Annotated in this window: 17 protein-coding genes and 1 riboswitch; of the genes, 10 read left to right on the top strand and 7 right to left on the bottom strand. The window is 40.5% G+C overall.

The window, feature by feature from the left end; genetic code table 11:
• Nucleotides 1-81: 81 nt before the first annotated feature.
• The gene (locus IAE20_RS02435) at nucleotides 82-2,880 is read right to left on the bottom strand and encodes an ATP-binding protein (protein WP_200481505.1); all 2,799 of its coding nucleotides are present in this window, start codon (nucleotides 2,878-2,880) and stop codon (nucleotides 82-84) included.
• Between the two features lie 153 nt (nucleotides 2,881-3,033).
• On the opposite strand from IAE20_RS02435, the gene cysM reads away from it, so the two are divergent.
• Genes cysM through IAE20_RS02455 form a run of 4 tightly spaced genes read left to right on the top strand, consistent with a single transcriptional unit; the run spans nucleotide 3,034 to nucleotide 8,539 of the window.
• Complete coding sequence (gene cysM, locus IAE20_RS02440) at nucleotides 3,034-3,954, top strand: cysteine synthase CysM (RefSeq protein ID WP_200481504.1); 921 nt, start codon at nucleotides 3,034-3,036, stop codon at nucleotides 3,952-3,954.
• A 17-nt stretch (nucleotides 3,955-3,971) separates the two neighbouring features.
• Nucleotides 3,972-4,805 carry a 3'-5' exonuclease gene (locus tag IAE20_RS02445; protein WP_200481503.1) on the top strand — a complete coding sequence of 278 codons (834 nt, stop codon included), beginning with the start codon at nucleotides 3,972-3,974 and terminating at the stop codon, nucleotides 4,803-4,805.
• Between the two features lie 8 nt (nucleotides 4,806-4,813).
• Nucleotides 4,814-6,205 carry a 23S rRNA (uracil(1939)-C(5))-methyltransferase RlmD gene (gene rlmD, locus IAE20_RS02450; protein WP_200481502.1) on the top strand — a complete coding sequence of 464 codons (1,392 nt, stop codon included), beginning with the start codon at nucleotides 4,814-4,816 and terminating at the stop codon, nucleotides 6,203-6,205.
• Between the two features lie 27 nt (nucleotides 6,206-6,232).
• Nucleotides 6,233-8,539: a RelA/SpoT family protein gene (locus tag IAE20_RS02455; RefSeq protein ID WP_200459330.1), complete on the top strand. Its 2,307-nt coding sequence runs from the start codon at nucleotides 6,233-6,235 to the stop codon at nucleotides 8,537-8,539.
• A gap of 112 nt (nucleotides 8,540-8,651) precedes the next feature.
• On the opposite strand, the gene IAE20_RS02460 is transcribed toward IAE20_RS02455, so the two are convergent.
• Nucleotides 8,652-9,821 (bottom strand): acyl-CoA desaturase, encoded by a 1,170-nt coding sequence (locus IAE20_RS02460; RefSeq protein ID WP_200481501.1) that lies wholly within the window; start codon nucleotides 9,819-9,821, stop codon nucleotides 8,652-8,654.
• A gap of 250 nt (nucleotides 9,822-10,071) precedes the next feature.
• Between IAE20_RS02460 and IAE20_RS02465 the strand changes: the two genes are divergently transcribed.
• Nucleotides 10,072-10,569 carry an META domain-containing protein gene (locus IAE20_RS02465; protein WP_200481500.1) on the top strand — a complete coding sequence of 166 codons (498 nt, stop codon included), beginning with the start codon at nucleotides 10,072-10,074 and terminating at the stop codon, nucleotides 10,567-10,569.
• A 47-nt stretch (nucleotides 10,570-10,616) separates the two neighbouring features.
• Here the strand turns inward: IAE20_RS02465 and IAE20_RS02470 are convergent, their stop codons facing one another.
• From IAE20_RS02470 to IAE20_RS02480, 3 genes are all read right to left on the bottom strand, one after another.
• The gene (locus tag IAE20_RS02470; RefSeq protein ID WP_200481499.1) at nucleotides 10,617-11,327 is read right to left on the bottom strand and encodes a glycerophosphodiester phosphodiesterase; all 711 of its coding nucleotides are present in this window, start codon (nucleotides 11,325-11,327) and stop codon (nucleotides 10,617-10,619) included.
• Between the two features lie 40 nt (nucleotides 11,328-11,367).
• Complete coding sequence (locus IAE20_RS02475) at nucleotides 11,368-11,946, bottom strand: cob(I)yrinic acid a,c-diamide adenosyltransferase (RefSeq protein ID WP_200459334.1); 579 nt, start codon at nucleotides 11,944-11,946, stop codon at nucleotides 11,368-11,370.
• 96 nt (nucleotides 11,947-12,042) lie between these two features.
• The gene (locus IAE20_RS02480) at nucleotides 12,043-13,869 is read right to left on the bottom strand and encodes a TonB-dependent receptor plug domain-containing protein (protein ID WP_200481498.1); all 1,827 of its coding nucleotides are present in this window, start codon (nucleotides 13,867-13,869) and stop codon (nucleotides 12,043-12,045) included.
• 35 nt (nucleotides 13,870-13,904) lie between these two features.
• A riboswitch (cobalamin riboswitch) is annotated at nucleotides 13,905-14,113 on the bottom strand.
• A gap of 144 nt (nucleotides 14,114-14,257) precedes the next feature.
• On the opposite strand from IAE20_RS02480, the gene IAE20_RS02485 reads away from it, so the two are divergent.
• The 4 genes from IAE20_RS02485 (at nucleotide 14,258) to IAE20_RS02500 (ending at nucleotide 17,817) form a co-directional block, all read left to right on the top strand.
• Nucleotides 14,258-14,902: a phosphoribosylanthranilate isomerase gene (locus IAE20_RS02485; RefSeq protein WP_200459336.1), complete on the top strand. Its 645-nt coding sequence runs from the start codon at nucleotides 14,258-14,260 to the stop codon at nucleotides 14,900-14,902.
• Nucleotides 14,883-16,127, top strand: a complete 1,245-nt coding sequence (trpB, locus tag IAE20_RS02490; protein ID WP_200481497.1) for a tryptophan synthase subunit beta — start codon at nucleotides 14,883-14,885, stop codon at nucleotides 16,125-16,127. The genes IAE20_RS02485 and trpB overlap by 20 nt, the downstream gene beginning before the upstream one ends.
• Before the next feature lie 73 nt (nucleotides 16,128-16,200).
• Entirely contained in the window at nucleotides 16,201-16,713 is a 513-nt protein-coding gene (locus IAE20_RS02495) for a DUF1543 domain-containing protein (RefSeq protein WP_200481496.1), read from the top strand.
• Nucleotides 16,714-16,821: 108 nt separating this feature from the next.
• Nucleotides 16,822-17,817 (top strand): DUF2804 domain-containing protein, encoded by a 996-nt coding sequence (locus tag IAE20_RS02500; protein WP_200481495.1) that lies wholly within the window; start codon nucleotides 16,822-16,824, stop codon nucleotides 17,815-17,817.
• Between the two features lie 41 nt (nucleotides 17,818-17,858).
• On the opposite strand, the gene IAE20_RS02505 is transcribed toward IAE20_RS02500, so the two are convergent.
• Both IAE20_RS02505 and IAE20_RS02510 read right to left on the bottom strand, forming a co-directional pair.
• Nucleotides 17,859-18,893, bottom strand: a complete 1,035-nt coding sequence (locus tag IAE20_RS02505) for a DUF6670 family protein (protein ID WP_200481494.1) — start codon at nucleotides 18,891-18,893, stop codon at nucleotides 17,859-17,861.
• 211 nt (nucleotides 18,894-19,104) lie between these two features.
• Nucleotides 19,105-19,980 carry a metal-dependent hydrolase gene (locus IAE20_RS02510; RefSeq protein WP_200481493.1) on the bottom strand — a complete coding sequence of 292 codons (876 nt, stop codon included), beginning with the start codon at nucleotides 19,978-19,980 and terminating at the stop codon, nucleotides 19,105-19,107.
• 117 nt (nucleotides 19,981-20,097) lie between these two features.
• Between IAE20_RS02510 and IAE20_RS02515 the strand changes: the two genes are divergently transcribed.
• Nucleotides 20,098-21,126 carry an AraC family transcriptional regulator gene (locus IAE20_RS02515; RefSeq protein WP_200481492.1) on the top strand — a complete coding sequence of 343 codons (1,029 nt, stop codon included), beginning with the start codon at nucleotides 20,098-20,100 and terminating at the stop codon, nucleotides 21,124-21,126.
• Nucleotides 21,127-21,209: the final 83 nt, after the last annotated feature.

Raw genomic sequence — 21,209 nt, forward strand, 5'->3', positions numbered from 1 at the left:
TTGATTTTTATTGATGAGCGCAGCATAACATGAGCCAATCATGGAAAAATGACAGCCCAGTCACGTGAGAATATCCTTGTGTTAAGAAGGTGTATTCAGTATTTGCTGGGCTGCACTTTCGACTTCACGAATACTAAGTTGAAGTTCTTCAAAACGATTTATAACTTCCTGAATAAAAGCCTCATCGGCGCGACGGCGTTCTTTCCTGAGCATAGAGACGAATTGTTCAAAATCACCCGTCACATGTTGCAATTTAGGAGTGCCCACATATCGAGTAGCACCATATAACCGATGTAGCACATGTTCGAGTTGTGGGAAGTCTTCAAGTTCAATAAGTTGTTGCATTTCATTGAGTTCATTATCGAAGCTATCCACCAACATTCTAAGTAAATCCTGTGCCAGATCCTCCTTATTGGCTGCTAGCTGTAAACTTTGTTGCCAATCCAGAATTGTGGGATCAAGTGCATCCATTAAAATAATGTTTTCAGGTTTGGTATTACTGGTAAAATTATTCTTGGTCCATTCATTCAGAATTTGAATAATCTGTTCTATTTGAATTGGTTTGGTGACGTAATCATCCATCCCTACTTTTAATAATTTCTGTTTTTCATCGGACAAAGCATGCGCAGTTAAAGCAATGATGGGGAGACGCATTTTCCCGTCTAATGTGGATTCTAGTGACCGAATGGCGCGCGTGGTATCAATTCCTGACATAACAGGCATTTGAATATCCATAAATACAATATCAAAGGGTTTTTCATCGCGTTCCAAACGGTTTTCAATAATATTGAGTGCTTCCTGACCACTGAGTGCCTTGGTGGTTTTAACATTAAGTTCACCTAGCAAGGCTTCAAGTACAATTAAGTTGGGTAAATGGTCATCCACGGCTAAAACATGCAAGCCCTGACCATTAAACTGCTCATGCTGAGGCTCAAATATAGGCTGATTACTTAGAAGCTGAATCAGAGCAGCACGGCTTAGAGGTTGGTACAGCGGTCTAGCACGATATTCATGCAGCATGTTGGGTTCAAGTGCCATTTGATAGCCATATACCGCCAGATTTCCTGTATAACGGCTACGAATTTCTTTGAGTAAGGCCTCAGTATCTCCGCTGTGGTCGACGATTAGCCAGGTATTCTCTGCAAATTTAAGACTATTTAGACGACTGAATAAGTCCAGAATCGATTGTGCTTCAGTATGTTGGACCTGATAGTTTTCAAGATAGTGACGTAAAATATTCGCGGTCGCGGGGTGGGCGAGAAAAGACACGACATGTAGATGTTTAAATTGAGGATGCGTAATTTGATGATCTTCATCCACCTGAAATGAGGCGGTAAACCAAAAGGTTGACCCTTTTTCAGTTGGTGCACGTTCTTGATTGTCTTCAAACCCAATCTGTCCATGCATCAGATGGACAAGCTGTTTAGAAATTGCTAGTCCCAACCCCGTGCCACCAAATTGACGAGTCACTGACGCATCGCCTTGAGAGAAAGATTCAAATAGTTTCTTACGATCCGTTCCGCTTAAACCGATACCACTGTCCTGAACGCTAAAATGAATGAGGCATTGCCCAATATCATCGTGCTCCAACCGTACGCGGACAATAATTTCGCCGTCAGGTGTAAACTTAATGGCATTGGAAATCAGATTAGTGAGAATTTGTTTAAAACGTAATACGTCGCCAATGACATGCGGTGGAATTTGATCATCGAAATAAAATGCCATATCGATATGCTTCTGCGAGGCCAATGGCGACAACATATCCATCACATCAAAAATCGCTTCTTCCAGATCAAATGAAGCCGTTTCTAATTCTAGTTTGCCGGCATCAATTTTAGAAAAGTCCAGCACATCATTAATCAAAGCCAATAAATGTGCAGATGATTTACGGATGGTCTGTAAGTAAAGACTTTGTTCATTACTCAGGTTTTGCTGTCTTAGCATCAAATGAATAAAGCCATCGATACTGTTTAGTGGAGTTCGCAATTCATGACTAATATTGGCAAGGAAAACAGATTTGGCCTGATTGGCTGAAATCGCTTGGTCACGTGCTTGACGATAGGTAATATTTTGGACTTCAAGTGTATCTAGTGTGCGTCTTAAATCGTCTTCTGTTTGCTCGGTATGTTCTTTGAGCTCAAGAAAGCTAAAATGCAAACGCTTAACCATATTGGCAATATCACGCTGTAACAGACGCAATTCGCCTGTACTGTTGATAATCATGTGTTGATCAAGGGTATCCGCGTTTAAACGTTGCAGTTGCATCCGAATTTCATACATCGGAGCAATCCAGCGTCGTGAGTAAAAATTTAGACACAACAATAACAATAGCAAGGTGATCAGGCCAGTAATCACCAGAACTGTAAACACCCGATAACGTGCCAATTGTAGGGGTTGATTATCCATTTCAACCACGAGCCATGTAGGTGTATTGTGACTACTTTGCAAATGGAGGCCATAAATACTATTGTGATTGTGTGAGATGGGGCCAAAAAATACTGAATCTGGAATGCTTGGCCAAAAGCGGGTATCACGATAACCAATACTTAAATAGACCTGACCCTGATTATCTAGAATGGCGGCACGTTGTAAATTGCGTTCGGTAAACATGCTTTGCATAATCGACTGTGCATGATCGTATTGATCGGGGCGCAGTTCGACCACTTTTAATAAATTTTCAGAAGTATGCTGATAGCGTGTCAGCAATGCTGTGGCTGCATGTCGTTGTTGTGACTTGGCGGCCATATTGGTTTCATTGAGTACCAACACCGTGCCGACGCTTGTTAAGACCATGATCGGAACAAAGATCAATGCAATCAACTGACCATAGGCGTGATTGAGGTGTAAGCGTTTGGTGAGTTTTTTATTAAAATTTGACATAGCCCGATCAGATCTATCTCGTTGAACGGCATATTAACACGCTTTGTAACAAACTGATGAGGCTTTAAGCATTTTCAAGAAAAAGCCTGTGAAATGGGTGCAGGGAAGGTCATTTTTTCATACAATAGCCGCACCTCGATTTGGGTGTAGATCATGAGTAGTACTGAACCTAATTTTTTTGCCGATGAATTTTTACTGGATCACTATGTAGGTAAAACGCCTATGGTTCGTTTACAGCGTCTAACCAAAAATAGTCGAACGACAGTATTGGCAAAACTAGAAGGCAATAATCCCGCAGGTTCTGTCAAAGACCGTCCCGCTTATAACATGATTATGCAGGCAGAAAAACGGGGGCAGATTAAACCGGGTGATACCTTAATTGAAGCCACTAGTGGCAATACAGGCATTGCATTAGCAATGGTGGCAGCCATGCGCGGCTATAAAATGAAATTGATTATGCCTGCAAACTCAAGTCAGGAGCGTAAAGATGCCATGTATGCTTACGGCGCTGAACTGATTGAGTCCGAAAACATGGAAGAGGCGCGCGATCTTGCTTTGCAAATGGAAAAAGACGGTCAAGGTTTAGTCCTGAATCAGTTTGGGAATCCTGATAATGTCGAAGCACATTATTTAACGACTGGGCCAGAAATTTGGCAACAAACAGGTGGAAAAATTACCCATTTTGTCAGTTCAATGGGCACGACGGGTACTATTATGGGCGTATCCAAATACTTAAAAGAGCAAAACCCAGAGATTCAAATCGTAGGCTTACAGCCGTCTGAAGGTTCCAGTATTGCAGGGATTCGTCGCTGGCCGAAGGAATATTTACCTACTATTTTTGATGCTTCACGTGTTGACCGGATTATTGATATTCCTCAGATTGAAGCAGAAAAAACCATGCGCCGTCTGGCACGTGAGGAAGGTATCAGCGCAGGAACATCTTCAGGTGGTGCAGTTTGGGCATCTTTAAAAATTGCCGAAGAACAACCTGATGCAGTGATTGTCTGCATTATCTGTGACCGCGGTGACCGTTATTTATCAACAGGTCTATTTTCTGTGCAAGATCCTGACTAAACATTTTAGAGAATATTATGCGCTTTCCAACGCTGGTTTTTGATATCGAAACCTTGACTGATTTAAAGGCGGGGGCGCATTTGTATCATCTGGACTTGCCGGATGAAGATTTGGAACAAGCACTTACCAAAATCCGCCGTCAGGAATCGGGCATGGATTTTCAGCGGTTGCCTTTGCATGAAATTGTTTGTATCTCAGGTTTATGGATTGATGAGCACGGTTTAAGATTATTCTCTTTTAGTCAGGAACAGTATTCTGAAGCTGAAATCTTAGTCAGGTTTTTATCAATTTTTGATAAGCGTCATCCAACCCTAGTCAGTTGGAATGGTTCACAGTTCGATTTGCCTGTAATTTTATTTCGCGCTATGTATCACGGTTTATCCGCACCAAGTTTATTTGATCAGGGTGAGTTAGATACGCAAAAGCGTTATAATAACTACCAGAACCGTTACCATCATCGGCACATTGATGTCATGGATGTCATGGCAATGTTCAACGGGCGAAATTTTCAAAAGCTGGATGATATCGCTTGCTTGTTCGGGTTCCCAGGAAAGCGAGGAGAATCTGGTTATCAGATTCCGACCTATGTACAAAATGAAAAATGGTTAAAACTCACCAGTTATTGTGAAGGGGATGTGCTGAATACGTGGCTGATTTATTTACGCTGGTTATTGCTTAAAGGCCAATTACAGCCTCAGGAGCACGAGCAGTGGATTCAGTCGACAATTCATTACTTACAGCAAAACCCTTCACATACTGAGTTTTTACAGGTTTGGCAACAGACCAGTCAACACACTCCATTCACTCAACATTATTTTTCACCAAAATTTCACGATACATCACACGATTAGGTTCTCTCTTGAAACACGCCGCCAAACCTTTTGTTCAGCCCCCTGTTTATACTTTTCAGGTGGAATCCCTATCGCATGAGGGGCGTGGTATTGCACATTTTGGAACTGCTGCTGAACATCCTCAGGTCAAAACTGGCAAGAAAGTCTTCATTCGTTATGCCTTACCGGGTGAAACAGTCCGAGCTAAAATTACCCATGAGACCAAGCGACTGGAAGAAGGGGAGCTGGTTGAGTTACTGAGTGAACCTTCTTCATTACGTGTCCCACCGATTTGCCCGCATTATGGCCGTTGTGGGGGATGTAGCATGCAACATATGCATCCTGACGAACAAATTCAGTTAAAACAGACTGTATTGAAGTCGCATTTGCAACATTTTGCTGGTTTAGATGCGACTGAGTGGCTGCTACCTTTACGTTCAACACGACAGGATTATCGGCATCGTGCCCGTATAGGGGTGCGTTATCTGCCTGCAAAAAAACAGTTGATAATGGGTTTTCGTGAACATCAGAGTAATCGTTTAACCCCTATTACGACTTGTCCAATCCTTGAAATGCAGCTAGCAGATGCCTTACCTGAATTAAAGCAATTACTCCAAAGTCTAAAAGGCAAAGCCAATATCGGTCATATAGAATTGGCCAAGGGCGACACTGATATTGCATTGTTGGTTCGTCATATTGAGCCTTTGGTAGGTAAGGATAAGGGTTTACTACTTGATTTTGTTAAACAGAAAGGCTGGCAGCTTTATTTGCAGCCAAAAAGTTTTGCGGGAAGTTTAGAACGAATTGATCCTCCACAAGCTGAGATGCGTCTGCATTATAGTTTGCCTAAATTTGATTTAAATTTTGCGTTTTCGCCACTTGATTTTACGCAAGTTAACCCAAGTGTAAACCAGCAGATGGTACAATTGGCATGTGAATTGCTACAACTAAAACAGGGTGAGCAGGTGCTCGATTTATTCTGTGGCTTGGGCAACTTTACCTTGCCGCTGGCGCGTTGTGTAGGAGCAACGGGTCGTGTCGTGGGCGTAGAGGGTAGTGAGGAAATGGTTCAGCGCGGAACAGAGAATGCGAGACGTAATCATATTTCGCATGTCGAGTTCTATTCACAAGATTTAACAAAAGATTTTTCGCATCATTCTTGGGCAAACCTCGGATTTGATGCATTATTGATAGACCCTCCACGTGCGGGTGCATATGAAGTTATGCAATATATCCCGAACTTTGGAGCAAAAAGAATCGTTTATGTATCATGTAATCCAGCAACACTGGCAAGGGATGCAAGTGTATTGGCAGAGCATGGTTATCAATTAAAAAAAGCAGGGGTGATGGACATGTTTACACATACGGGACATGTCGAATCGATTGCTTTATTTGAAAAAATTAAAGAGATAAACGATTAAAAATGAGTATCACCATAGGAGAATGGTATGGTCACAGTACGTGAACAGTTACCTGAACGGCTTACAGAGCTGTCAGAGGAAACGACTGGAGAACATGCCGAAGAAGCACAACGTGAATTAGCTACATGGCTAGATCGCGTTCGTGAAATTTTAGACGGTGCAGAGCTGAAAAAGCTTGAAAATATTGCCTATCTTATTTTACAAAAAGAGCTGGCTTTAAATGTTAATCATTCTTCCAATACCTTCTCAACGGGGATTGGAATGGCGGATATTCTGGCACATTTACATGTCGATGAAGATACCTTATGTGCAGCTATGCTATATCGTTGTGTCCGTGAAAATGTCATTACACTGGAAGAAATCCAGAAGAAATTTGGAGATCAAGTTTATAATCTCGTCAAAGGCACTTTGGCGATGGGTAAACTGTCTGAACTAATTGAGAAGAACAAACGACTCGAAGATCACTTTAATAATAATCAGCGCGAACATTTAAGTGGCATTTATAAAATGCTGATTTCAGTAACAGAAGATGTTCGAGTTGTGCTGATTAAACTTGCCGAACGTACTTTGGCATTACGAGAGCTTGCGACGTCATCGCGGGAGCGTCAGGAACGTGTCGCGCGCGAGATTCTGACTATTTATTCTCCTTTGGCGCATCGTCTTGGAATTGCCCAGCTTAAATGGGAACTTGAAGATTTAGCTTTCCGTTATTTGGCTCCAGATCGTTATAAAGAAATTGCTTCTTTGCTGAATGAGAAACGACTTGAGCGTGAGCAATATATTCAATTTGTGATTGATCAACTCAAGACTGAGTTAAGTGAACATGGCATTGAGTCGGAAATTACAGGTCGGGTAAAACATATTTATTCAATTTATCGAAAAATGAAGAGTAAAAATCTGAGTTTCGATCAATTGTATGATATTCGTGCTTTACGTGTTTTAGTTAAAACTATTCCTGAATGTTATCATTCCTTAGGCATTGTTCATCAAATCTGGCGACATATTCCTCATCAGTTTGATGATTATATTACCAATCCTAAAGCCAATGGTTATCGGTCTTTGCATACCGCCGTGATTGCTGAAAATAAATCACTGGAAGTACAAATTCGTACTTATGAGATGCATCAAGAGGCAGAGCTTGGCGTTTGTTCGCACTTTAACTACAAAGAGGGTTCTAAAACAACAGACCACTCTTTCAATCATCGTCTACATTCTCTAAGAGCAGTTCTTGAACATTATCAAGAGCGTAATGAAAGTAATGTCCATAAAAATGAAGATGAATCAGAGAATTTAGAAGATCTTCAGAACTTTGAAGATTTTGAAAAAATTTATGTTTTTAGCCGTGATGGTGATATTAAAGAATTACCACGTGGTTCTACCGTGCTGGACTTTGCTTATCATGTGCATACCGAAGTCGGGAACAAATGCTATGCAGCACGTGTCAATCAACGTTATGTGCCCCTTACTTATGCATTAAAAACGGGTGAGCAAGTTGAAATTTTAACCAAAAAAGATCGTGAGCCGAATCGTGACTGGTTGGTGAACTCTCTGGGTTATATCAAAACTGCTCGTGCTCGCGATAAGTTACGCCATTGGTTTAGACAACAGGATCGTAGTAAAAATCTGGAAGTTGGCCGTGAAATTCTAAATAAAGAATTGTCACGTCTGGCGATTCACCCAAAAAGTATTGATCTCAATGATTATTCATCACATTTTAATCTGAAAACAGGTGATGACATATTGGTTGCATTGGTCAGCGGTGATATCAGTCTGCATGCGCTAATTAATCAGGTTAATCGTCAAATGCATCTGGATAATGACGAACCTGAACTGGTACTTAAACCGACCTTGAATCCTCGCGCCAGTCATACTCTGTCTGCACATGGTATTTTGATTGATGGTTTGGATAATGTTGAATTGCATATCGCTCAGTGCTGTCAGCCTGTACATGGTGAGTCGATTGGAGGCTATATTACGCTGAATCGCGGGGTAAGTATTCATAAGATTGGTTGCCCAGATTATCAACGTATGATCAAAAATGAACCAGAGCGAGCTGTTGAAGCCGATTGGGAAATGCAACCTACACGTGGTCAGAGTGTTCAGATCGTGATTGATGCTTATGATCGTCGTGGTCTGCTTAAAGATCTGACACAAGTGATTTTTTCAGATCAGATTAACATTCGTCAGGTTAATACCATTTCAGAAGCTGATGGCATCGCCAATATGAAATTGTTGATTGAAGTCAAAGGGTTGGCTCAATTGTCACGGTTATTGGCGCGTTTGGAACAACAACCAGGAATTATCAGTGCGCGCCGCTTGGTACAAGGGAATTAAATTTAGGGCGGATTGAAACTATTAAAAACAAAGAAGCCCATCTCAAATAGATGGGCTTCTTTATGACTGTAGAAAAGATGCTGTAATTTGGTTCAGCATCTAAGCCTAGTGATTATTCAGAAACAGGATTGCGTTTTTTTACATTACGCATTAATGTTTCCAGACATTCACGGTGGTGGCTTAAACGATGTTCAAGCAACTGAAAATCGACTTTGAGCTTATGATCAATCTGATGAATCTTTTCTGCCATCGCTGCTTTTTTGGCGTGTAATTCCTGTTCCTTGAGTTTGGCCCAGTCATTCAAGGTATGAGTAAATGCTTCATATTCTTGAGCAATACGCTGTTTCATTTGGGCAAGATCGGTATTAACATCATGACCATAAATGGCTAAGTCCTGCTCCGCATATTTGAAACGCATTGCCAATTCAGCCTTTTGAATATTAAAGCTTGGAATACGGCGTAGATTTTTTGCTAAGCCCAGTTTTGAACATGACCAGATTAGCCATTTGGTTGGATCATATTGCCACCATTTCACGCCATTACGATAATCGTACTGGAAGATGTGATGATAGTTATGATAGCCCTCACCCCAAGTAGCAATTGCCAGCCAGAAATTATCCCGTGCCGTGTTTTCGTCAGTATAAGGACGTTTGCCCCACATATGACAGAGTGAGTTAATGAAGAATGTCACGTGATGGCTTAAAATTAAGCGAACTAATCCACCCAGTAACATTACGCCCCAAATATCACCCACAGCCCAGCCTACAGCGCCTAGAATTACAACATGAACAGCAATGACCAGCGCAATGTAATATTTATGCTGGAACATGACCAATTTGTCATTGAGCAAATCGGGTGCATTTTTAAAATCAGGTTCCGCTGCCGGATAGTCGCGTAACATCCAGCCCAGATGTGCGTACCAAAAGCCTTTTTTGATGGAGTAGGGATCTTTTTCGATATCATCGACATGACGATGATGGGTACGGTGTCCTGACGCCCAGAAAAGGATACTATTTTGAACCGCAAAGGTTCCCATAATCATCAGGATAATTTTTAAAGGTAATGTTGCCTCATAAGCACGATGTGCCCATAGGCGATGATAACCAGCGGTAATACCTAGACTGCTCATACCTAATAGCACAAACATGCTAATCCATGATGCTAAACTAAAATCATGGTGATAAGCATAAAGTGGGATCGCAATGATCGCGACAATAGGTAAAAAAACTAAAGCAAAAATTGCAATCCAGTTGATTGGGGCTTGAGTTGCGGGAGTATTCATCTCCATCAGCGCTCCTGGAAACCTTTGTATAAAAGGTTAAGAATAATACAATCTGGCCCTGAAACTATAACGAACATGACGGGCTACGAATTCAACATATTAACATGAGCGAACACATGTTCACTAGCAATATTGTACAAGTGTATTGATCAAAACAGTAACAGAATTCAACAATGTATTTATTGATTTTATCGCAAGATCCATCATGTTTATGAAAGATAAACGATGCAATAAATAGGGTAGGCATTTTGTGAGAAAATCTTTACAGCATTTACTGTTTTTAAGTCTGCTTTTGAGTTTAGCAGCATGTCAAAGTGCAACAGCACCCGTACAAAAAACGAACGCTAAACAGGCGGTCAATATGCAATCTCCTAAACAAGCTTTGCCACAGCCTATGCGTAAAAGCAATGATGGCATACAGGATGTGGTTTGGCAGATTACGACAGTTCAGCAGAAACGTGCTAAATTTTTTAATCAAATGCCTTTTTTAACTCTCAATTCGGCCATACAAACTGTGCAAGGAAATACAGGATGTAACGCTATTTTTGGTCATTATACTTACAACCTCAGCTTACAGCAGTTAGATTTGGATGTACGAGCGGGGCATCAAAGTTGTGATGGTGCGCTGGCACAGGAAGCTGAATTGATTGATGCTTTGCAACGAGTCAAACGGTTTAGACTACAAGGCAATGCGATGGTATTTCTGGATCAAAGTGGGCAGATTTTATTGCAAGCACAAAAAAAGTAAAATAATCAGTCTGTATCGAGGGTTATGTTTGAGTTGCTTTGACTAGGTTAAAGCTGCTCCAACATTAATGTCGGATAATCGGTAATTAAGCCTTGTACGCCTTCATCTCTTAGTTGTTTGGCACGTTCTACATGATTTACCGTCCATACACTAATATTTAATTTTGCCTGATGCGAAAGTTGAAGCATGTCTGGGGTTGCTAATTGATCCATCCAGCCAATATGACAGCATCCTAGTTGTTGCGCTATTTCAATCGTCTTCGCTTTTATATCTTCTTCAATCAATAATCCACGTTTGAAGACACTTTTTTGCTGTTGTAGGGAATGTAAAATTTTTGTATCAAAACTGGTGATGGTGACTTGTGTCTCAAGACCGTTTAGGTGCTCAGCTAAGGCATGAGTCAGTTTGTCTGCATCTGCCTGATCATTTACTGCTTTTACTTCTAGTTCGATATGATTAAAGTCATTTAAAAGGTTTAAAACCTGTGCAAGCGTGGGAGTATATTCAGCTTGGGTCCAGTTTTGCCAGTTTTCACGATGATCATAGTGTTGTAGGTCAAGGTTTTCTTCATACACAGAGCCAGAAGTACCAGTAGTACGTAAAAAATTATCATCATGGATCACCACAAGCTGACCGTTATGTCGTTGACGGATATCAAACTCGACAGCACGAACGCCTAAATCCCTTAAGTATTGAAAACCTCCAAGTGTATTTTCAGGTGCTTCGCCACGTGCGCCACGATGACCAATGATTTGCATAGTTGAACCTACCTGCAAGATTGAGTTTTGATCTTAAGCCTTAAATCGTATCATTAATATTACGTTGCCAAAGTACTTCCGAACCACCACTTTCGTATTGTAAGGTGCGAGAGGCTACAAATAGCCAATCCGATAAGCGATTCAGTAATTGTAATGACGTCGCTTGGATATTTTGGTCGCGCTGTTGGACAGTAATCAAACTGCGTTCTGCGCGACGACAAACAGCCCGGGCTTGATGTGCATAACTACACGCCAGACTACCGGATGGTAAGATAAACTCTTTAAGCATTGGAAGTTGTTCATTCATCTGGTCAATACTTTTTTCCAGATATTCGATGCTGGCATCTTCTAATAGCGTATAGTTGGGAATGCAAACTTCACCGCCTAAATCAAATAGCCAATGTTGAATAAGACTTAAATGTTTTTCCCACTTTGCTTTTTCAGTGCATTTAGAGTCTGCAATTTGCGCCCGCAGTACACCTAAAATAGCATTGAGTTCATCAACATCGCCTAATGCTGCAATGCGTAAATCATCTTTAGAAACGCGAGAACCGTCACCTAAGCCTGTAGTGCCTGCATCGCCAGTGCGGGTATAAATTTTACTTAAACGGTGTCCCATAATATTTCCTTATCTTGGCCTTTAAAAAAGGATAATGTCGGTCAAGAACATTATCCTTAAAACTACATAATTTGAAATATCTTTATAAACTTTTGTTTAGTAAGATAAGGTTACACCTGCTGATGCAAGACGACCACCATTGATGTAGTAACTACCGCTACCATAGGCTGTGCGATAGTTTGTATCTCCAATATTTTGAATATTGGCGAATACTTGAACATTCTGGTTAATGTTGTAATGACCGTGCATATCAATGCGTAAGTGACCTGGAACTTTTACATCATCATAGGCGCTATTGTCATAAGAACCATTTGCCATCAAAGTCGTCGAGAAACCATAATGTTCATCTTGCCAGCCAGTAGTTAGACTAACATTCTGACGTGGACGACGGCTCAAGTCTTCATGAGTGTTATCATCTTTGGCGCGAACATAGTTATAACCTAGATTTGCATAAAGATGTTCGCCTTGCCATTTGATATAGGCTTCACCACCTTCCATTTTAGCTTTGTCTACGTTCTCCATTTGACTTCCACTATAGTTAATTAAATCATCGACTTGAGTGGTATAGAGTGATAGGCCTGTAGAAATATTGTAGGCTAGTTTTTGGTCAACCCCAATTTCATAAGAAATACTTTCCTCTGGTTTTAACTCAGGATTACCGCCGTAGGCATACATGTCATTTAAAGTCGGTGCTTTAAAGGCTGAACCAATATTTGCATACACGCTAGTAAGCGGAAATAGTTGATAGCGAATCGCACCTTGAGCAACTGTGTGGGTTCCAAATTTTTCATTATCTTCAACCCGTAAACCCACTTGGGTATTTAAACCAGCTTGATTATATTGGTGTTGGATATAATACCCTGTTGAATCAATATCTTCGCTATATGGTGTCCCATAAGAGAGCACATCACCATCAATATTGCGATGGGTTACTCCTAATAGGATATTTTGATGGGCGGTAAAGTCCCATTTCCCATAAAGTTCTGCTTCTTGAGTTTTACTATGAACAAAGTCATAACTGTTGAGATAGTTAGGATCTTTTTGGTTAATATCATCCTTAAACTGAGATAAACGTGCATTTAACTCGATATTCTCGAGCAATTTTACTTTACCTTTTAAATTAATGACTTCATTTTTAAAATCTTGATTGACCAAGCTGCCATAGTTGTCATAAGCACTGTTACCTTCATTTTGGCTATAATCAACAGAAGCAGCATAGTTCTCTTTGTCTACACCAATTTTGGTACTAAAACCTTTTTGGTCATAAGAAGCATCCGCTGCATTGGCGCTGTCTTTAACAGGCGTTCCGTCAGTTTCAAGACGTTGACCGCGTACTTGCGTATAAAAACCATTTTCTGCTAAATCTGCCCCGATGACAGATTTATAAGTTTTATTTTCACCTATTTCTGCGGTTACAAATCCTGCATTTTTTTCTGGAGTTTTTGAAATAAGCTGAACAACACCTGAGATTGCATCAGAACCATAGAGTACAGAAGCAGGTCCTTTTAAGACTTCAATTTGCTTAATATCTGTCGTATCGATAAAAGGCAAAGATGCCGTTCCCGAAGTAGCAGAGTTTAAGCGAACTCCATCTCGTAAAATAAGAGTTTGGTTTGAATTCCCGCCACGTAAAAAAATTGATGCAGTTTGTCCATAACCGCCACTTTGCACCATATTAATGGCAGCTTCGCTCATCAATAGATCTGGTAAAGATGCAATCGGAGATTGTTCGAGTATTTGAGGTTCAATGATAGAAATACGTGCAGGTACTTCACTGACCTTCTCTTCACTTTTAGAAGCAGTTACGACAATTGGATCAAGTTTTGTGGCGTTTGTTGTTTCATCGGCAAATGCAATAGATGAAAACCCCATCGCAATAGCGATTGCACCTACTAAACGCGTAGGCTGTAAAGAAATAGACATGATTTGCTCCATACATTCACCCCTCGTGAATGATTGAGTTAGCGGATGCAACAAGCAGGTCTCCGGACTTCAATGTTATACATAAGTATTCACATATTCACCTTCCCACATAACATCATGCAGTGGTGTTAAGCTCAAATCAGCTTAAAAAATATGCTTTACATCGTTACCGTTGCGGGGGCAGTGCTGGAGTTTCACCAACTTCCCTATAGCGATTGCTTTGACTTGTTGCCATTTGGGCGAAGTATAAAGTCTGGCTGTGAATTAAACAATCTGAATACGATCTATTCATGCTAAGTTTTCACGCAACGAGTCTAAATTGCATTACAATAGTTTATTTATGATTTATAGATGGCTATAGATCAGGCAAACAAAGAGCCTTATCCCTATGCGGACGCGCGCAAAAATTTGCGGTATTACCCGTTCCCAAGATGTTTTATCGGTGGTTCAAGCTGGTGCTGATGCCATAGGCTTTGTATTTTTTCCACCTAGTCCACGTTATGTAAGTCCAGAGCAAGCCCAGCAACTTATTGAAAATATTCCACCCTATATTCAAGTGGTGGGTTTATTTGTCAATGCCAGTGCGGAGGATATTCAGGCTATACTTGATCGTGTGGCATTAGATGTCATACAACTACATGGTGATGAAACACCTGAGCAATGTCAGCACATTGCACGAGTATGCAAGCGTCGCTGGTATAAAGCTATTCAGGTCAAGCCTGATCTGGATGTCGTGGTCGAAATTCAGCGTTATCAGGCTGCAGGTGCAAGTGCAATTTTGTTGGATGCATGGCATCCTGAACTTAAGGGTGGAACGGGTCATCAATTTGATTGGTCGAAGTTTCCCCAAATGGATATTCCTCTGATTTTAGCAGGGGGATTAACCTCTGAAAATGTCGTTGAGGCAATTGAAACAACGCATGCTTATGCTGTAGATGTTAGTGGTGGTGTAGAATCTGCCAAAGGTGTAAAAGACCAACAACTTATAGAACGATTTATGCAAGGAGTCCAACGTGGATCAGCAAAACGCTAGTCAAAACGGTCACATAGTTGACTATACGCAATATCCAGATGCTCGTGGGCATTTTGGTATTCATGGCGGACGTTTTGTGTCAGAAACGCTCATGGCGGCTTTGGAAGATTTAGAAAGCCTGTATAACCGCATGAAAAATGACGAGCAATTTCTGGCAGAATTCGACCGTGATCTGGCTTTTTATGTCGGACGTCCTAGTCCGCTATATCATGCTGAGCGATGGTCTAATCACTTGGGCGGTGCACAAATCTATTTAAAACGTGAGGACTTAAATCATACAGGTTCTCATAAAGTGAACAATACTATTGGGCAGGCTTTACTGGCTAAACTGTCTGGTAAAAAACGTATTATCGCGGAAACTGGCGCAGGTCAGCATGGTGTAGCGACAGCAACAATTGCAGCACGTTTGGGTATGGAATGTGTAGTTTACATGGGCGCTGAAGATGTAAAACGTCAGGCCATGAATGTATACCGCATGCGTTTGTTAGGGGCAACCGTAGTACCAGTGCAAAGCGGTTCAAAAACTCTGAAAGATGCCATGAACGAAGCGATGCGTGACTGGGTGACCAATGTTGACAGTACCTATTATGTTATTGGAACCGTGGCTGGGCCGCATCCATATCCACAATTGGTACGTGACTTTCAGTCCATTATTGGTCGAGAAGCACGTCAGCAGATTCAGGAACAGGCTGGTCGTTTACCCGATGCTTTAGTTGCTTGTGTCGGTGGTGGTTCCAACGCAATGGGCTTATTTTATCCATTCCTGAATGACCAAAATGTCAAAATGTATGGCGTTGAAGCAGCGGGTTATGGGGTTGAAACGGGTAAACATTCAGCGCCATTGAATGCGGGTCATGTGGGTGTATTACATGGTAACCGTACTTATCTGATGAGTGATGCACAGGGTCAGATTATAGAAACTCATAGTATTTCTGCCGGTCTGGACTATCCCGGTGTTGGACCTGAACATAGTTTCTTAAAAGATATGAATCGTGTGCAATATGTGCCAATCAACGATGATGAAGCATTGCAAGGTTTTCGCGATTTGACTCAGATTGAAGGAATTATTCCTGCGTTAGAAAGTTCACATGCAATGGCCTATGTCACAAAACTTGCACCTACTCTGTCTAAAGATCAAATTATTATTGCGACAGTGTCGGGTCGTGGCGATAAAGACTTGATGACGGTTGCACGCGTAGATGGTGTTGAAATGGTTGAAATGTAATATTCACCCTATTCATTTTAAAGATTTAGGCTGCCCATCAGGTGGCCTTTTTCTTAAATAAAAGAGGATAAAAATGTCAAATTTATTTGTTGTCATGTTGGGTGGTCGTCATGTCCGAGCAAATACAGAAGTCCATGATGTGGTATTTGCCATCGGATCATCACTGGATGAAATCACTCCTCAACTAAAACAAGCATGGTTTGGTGAATTAAAAGGGCTGCATATCGATGCGTGGATGAAAGTACGAGGAATAGAATCAGGCGATGTATGTTATCAAGTTCATTTATCTCATGCCGCACCATCTACGCATGAGCAAAAGCTATATTTAATTAATCTTGGTGGCTACGATGCACGTGAATTTGGTGAATTACATCGATATGTTTTGGTCGTTGCGCCAGATTCGACCATTGCCAAACAACGTGGTAAAGCCTATATAGACAAGAAATGGCAAAAAGCACATACCGATCGGATTATTGATGTCGATGATTGTCTCGCAATTGATTGTATTCATGGGCGTTATATTCATTTAGTAGAAGGTAACTTTGCTGCAAATGAGTGGGAAAATACCTATATTACGCTGGCTTGAATCCTCTAATTTAAAAAAATGAAATCAAATTCACGATATGTTTTTCATCTATAAGTAAAAATTGTGTAAAATTTGCACGTGCATCCTGATTTAAAATGGATTGGTTAAATGGATTTAATACAAGAAAGTGGTCAACCACGTTATGGTCGTTTTAAGGAAATACCCAGTGCGATTAGTCTGAATCGTTATGTCTATCAGTCGCCTTTTGGCAAGATAGAAAAAGGCTGGCGGCGTAAACTGAAATATAAAAAATTTAAATTTTGTAGTATTCAGCATGAACATTATTCTATTGGTTTAGCGATTGCGGATATTGGTTGGGCAGGGCATGGTTTTGTCTATATCTATGACCATGTTAACCAGCAAGTACTAGAATGGAATGCTATTCAACCTTTGGCACGTAAAACCCATGTGGATGAACAGCCACAGTTTAATCAAAGCTATTTTTATAAATCACCATTTGAAATTGAAATGCAACATGCCAATGGCGTGCGCTATGTACGTGTCACGAAATACGGTGAAATTAAACTGAGTGCGCGAATTTTTTGTGCAGGAACAGAGCCTTTAAGTTTATGCTCACCCAATGGTATTAATGGTTGGACTTACACCCAAAAGAAAACCACCTTGGCGGTTGAAGGGTATTTTATCAATAAACAAAATCAACTTATGGAGTTTAATGATAAAACCTTTGCTGCTTTGGATGATACTTGTGGTTTTTTACGACCAGAGACAGCGTGGTTCTGGTTATCCTGTAATTTCTGGGATGTGCAGGGACGTCGTATCGGCATTAATTTGGCATCTGGTGTTAATGAAAGTTTTGGTAATGAAAACTGTCTATGGGTCAATGGCCGCCTTTATCCACTAGCAGATGTCTTGTTTGAACGTGTACAGGAAAATCACTGGCAGATTCGCTCTCTGGATGAAAAATTGCAGCTAAAAGTAGAAACTGGCTGGCGACGTTATGAGAATATTAATCTCAGAATGGTCGGTAGCCAGTTTAGTCAATGGCAAGCCAAGCTAACTGGACAGATTCAGTTAGAACAAGATGAAGTCATTTACCTAAATCATGAGTATGCTTTACTGGAGCAGCATTACGCCAAATGGTAAAGTTGAAAAGACCTTGCTCACAGGAGTAAGGTCTAAAATATTTAGGATTCACGAATATCTAACCATTCAATATAACCTGTGCCTTCTATGGCTTTCCCTTTGAATGTACCTTGGTATTGATAACTGCCTGCATAACCACCCGCCATGCCATATTGAAAATCCTGATTGGATCGACCTTCAATAGTGATGAGCGGGACGCCATGATTATCATTGACTGTCCATGAAAACTGCTGGGGCAATCTCATACTTAAACCATTGGGTGTGGTTAAACGATTCGGCTCAAATTCTTGTACAGTAAGGTTAAAACCCTCCTCATAGATATCGCCGTAGTCATCGAGCGAACGTAGATAAACTCGCTTTTGAATTACGCTATTCAATGAACCGAGCACTTCGACCAAAAGGACTTGTGTATTTTCATCAATGTTAATAATTTGATAGGTAAAAAACTGCATGGGCAAATTAACATTTATGCCTCTAGCATATTCATACGTGCAGAGTCCCTGAACTTTAGTTTTTTTGCCTTTATAATCAAGAAAACCTTCGTATTGACATAATAAAGACCAGTGCTGATACATGCCCCCAACCAACTCAACAAAATTGGCAACTTTATCTGTAGCTTCAATTTTTAGATCAAAATTAAAATCATGACCTTCACGTTTTGCATGAAACAAGGGATATTTGCCTTCAATTAGGAGGTCATTTGCAAAGCGTAATGAGGAGCCATTACTTATGAGCTCACAATCATGTTGCACACTATAGCCATTAAAATGATCCGGTGTGCCTACAGCTGTACCGACTAAAACATTTGCTGTGTTGATGGCTGAAGTCTTAATCAAATGGGTATTTTTAAATAATTTAATTTTTGGTTGTCCTACCACAATCAGAAAATTTAAAAAATTAAATGGTGCTGATAAATTTGGAAACATCATTCCATAATGAACACAGGTATATTTGCCTCGTGGTGTGTGAACTTCAGTGTCAGGGTCGAAAGGTTGGCTGTGGTTGAGTCGCGAGTGGTCAATCAAATTCATCAACTTATGGGGAAGTTGGATTTGACCAGAAAAAGGAAAAGCCATGGCGATTAGCCCTAAGTTCTAATTTATGAAAGATGAATAAAGCATAGATTAAGTGGTTTAATTAATATCATTTAAGGAAAATGTTATGTCCTTAGAAACTAGAGTGAATCTATAGATGTTTAATATTTTGGTGTTTTTTGATGCTGATTTATAGATAAGTCAATGATATAAAATTTATTATATTATTTTATATCAATGACTTGAAGGTGATTTAGTGGCCTGCTTCCCAGAATGCCTGACCAGCTAAAATAGGATCTTTAGTTTCCTGATAGGTTTTGACCCATACATCGTATTGGTGAATAACCGGATGCTGACTTGGATGGAAGTCAGATTTATACCAGTCTAGATATTCCTTTTTCATAGCGGTTAAAATTCCCTTAGGTCCCAGAAACCACGGCAAGCCTTTACGAAATAGTTGCAAACGTTGACGGCCATCAAAACCGTCACAGCGTAACATCACATTGGCACGATACAAGGTAAAACCAAGCATTAAAGCAGTTGTGATTGCTAACGCAAATTTACGTGTGGCTTCGGGAACTTCACCGACTTGTTGCATTACATCAAAAGCCACGTCGCGATGTTCCATTTCTTCAATAGAATGCCATGCCAGTAAAGCACGAACATAAGGATGAACGTCTTTCAACGTTTCTTTTTTGCTATAAAAAGTTTCTGCCATTAGCGCAGTTAAATGTTCCGCTGCCGCAGTCATGGCGATATTGTATTGAGGAGAACGTTTGGTGAGTTCAAAGCGAAAAATCTTTTTAAGCATGGTGGTGAATTGTTCGACAGGCATGCCTTGCTCTTTCATGAGTTGGTTCATCTTGTCATGCGCAATCCCATGCTGGGCTTCCTGTTTAATAAAGTCGGCTACACGTGCTTGTAACTCAGGCTCCTGAATCTTATCCCGAAATAGACGAACACACTCGATAAAATAACGTTCGCCATCAGGAAACGTTAGACTGAGGGCATCAAAAACGCGAGTACGAAAAGGATCACCTGCAAACCAAAAGCGAGGAATTTCTTCCAGTTTAAAATCCAGTTGGGTACGCACCACAGGATCAACCTGATATTGGACATGTGCATTCATTTGTTTTAATTCTCGGTTGAAAGAATGATTTTAGTATGGCGACAGCCATCCGTTTTGTTTTGACAGTTGTTGCCATATTTTATACAAATAGCGACATCAGTCTAAAAAGGTGTATCTATGTCGGTGAAAATCATTGTGGGATATGTGCGCCTTCTACATCGCGTCTTGCAACACTATCAACTGGAATCCCTGCTAAGTGGCTCAGAACAACTGACTCAGTGGAAGCAATTTACTGAGGCTTTACATCGTGATTCTGAACAAGGTTTCGACTTAAATGTTTATGTGCAGCTACTCAAACAGCTCCAGCTGTATTTTAAACGGCCTGTTAGCCTAGTGATGGCTGAACATGCCAGCTTACAAGATGTAGGCATGATGGGTTATCTGGCATCCACCAGTTTAAATCTACAACAAGCTTTGTATCTGCTTGAGCAATATTATCCTTTGTTATTTAAACAAACCAATCTGGAACGATTAAAAATCGTGGAGCAAGATCAACTGATTCAGATTCTATGGAGTGCAAATTATGAGGATTATCGTGAAATTTATGAGCTAAACTTAGCGATGATTTTTAAAATCGCCAAACTGATTGTGCAGGAACAGTTAATCCCTCCTAGTTTTATTCAACTGGGACTGACGCCACATTTGTCATTAAGCCATTATGAACAATTTTTTGGCTGTAAAATTCAGGTGTATGTGGGGCAATACAAAATCTGTTTTGATCACCATGTATTATTGGCCAGAAGCTTTGCTGCTGATCAGCAATTGAATCAAGTGTTATCAAACCAAGCCAAACAATCCTTACAACAGACTGATACTTTTGAACATCGCCAGCAGATATTAAAACAAAAAGTACGGGGATTTATTGAACAAGGCTTAAAACAACAAAATGAGATTGTTCAGGAATATGTGGCCAGACAAATGCATTATTCTGAGCGAACCTTACAACGACAATTAAAATTATATCAGCTTAATTTTCAGGATATTCTGGATGAATATCGTTTGCAGCTCAGTCAATATTATTTACAGCAAGGGCGTTCTCTGGTCGAAATCGCGACATTATTAGGTTATGCCGATCAAAGTGCTTTCGGACGTGCTTTTAAACGCTGGACGGGGCAAACGCCAAAACAGTATTTAAAACATGTTTAAATAGGTCAGATTATCGACTGAAAAGGGTGCAAATTTTATAAGTACATCCTCAAGATTGTGGTTTTCCATAAACTAGTTTTACC

The sequence above is a fragment of the Acinetobacter sp. S54 genome (assembly GCF_016624945.1).
In the GTDB taxonomy this organism is placed as follows: Bacteria; Pseudomonadota; Gammaproteobacteria; order Pseudomonadales; family Moraxellaceae; genus Acinetobacter.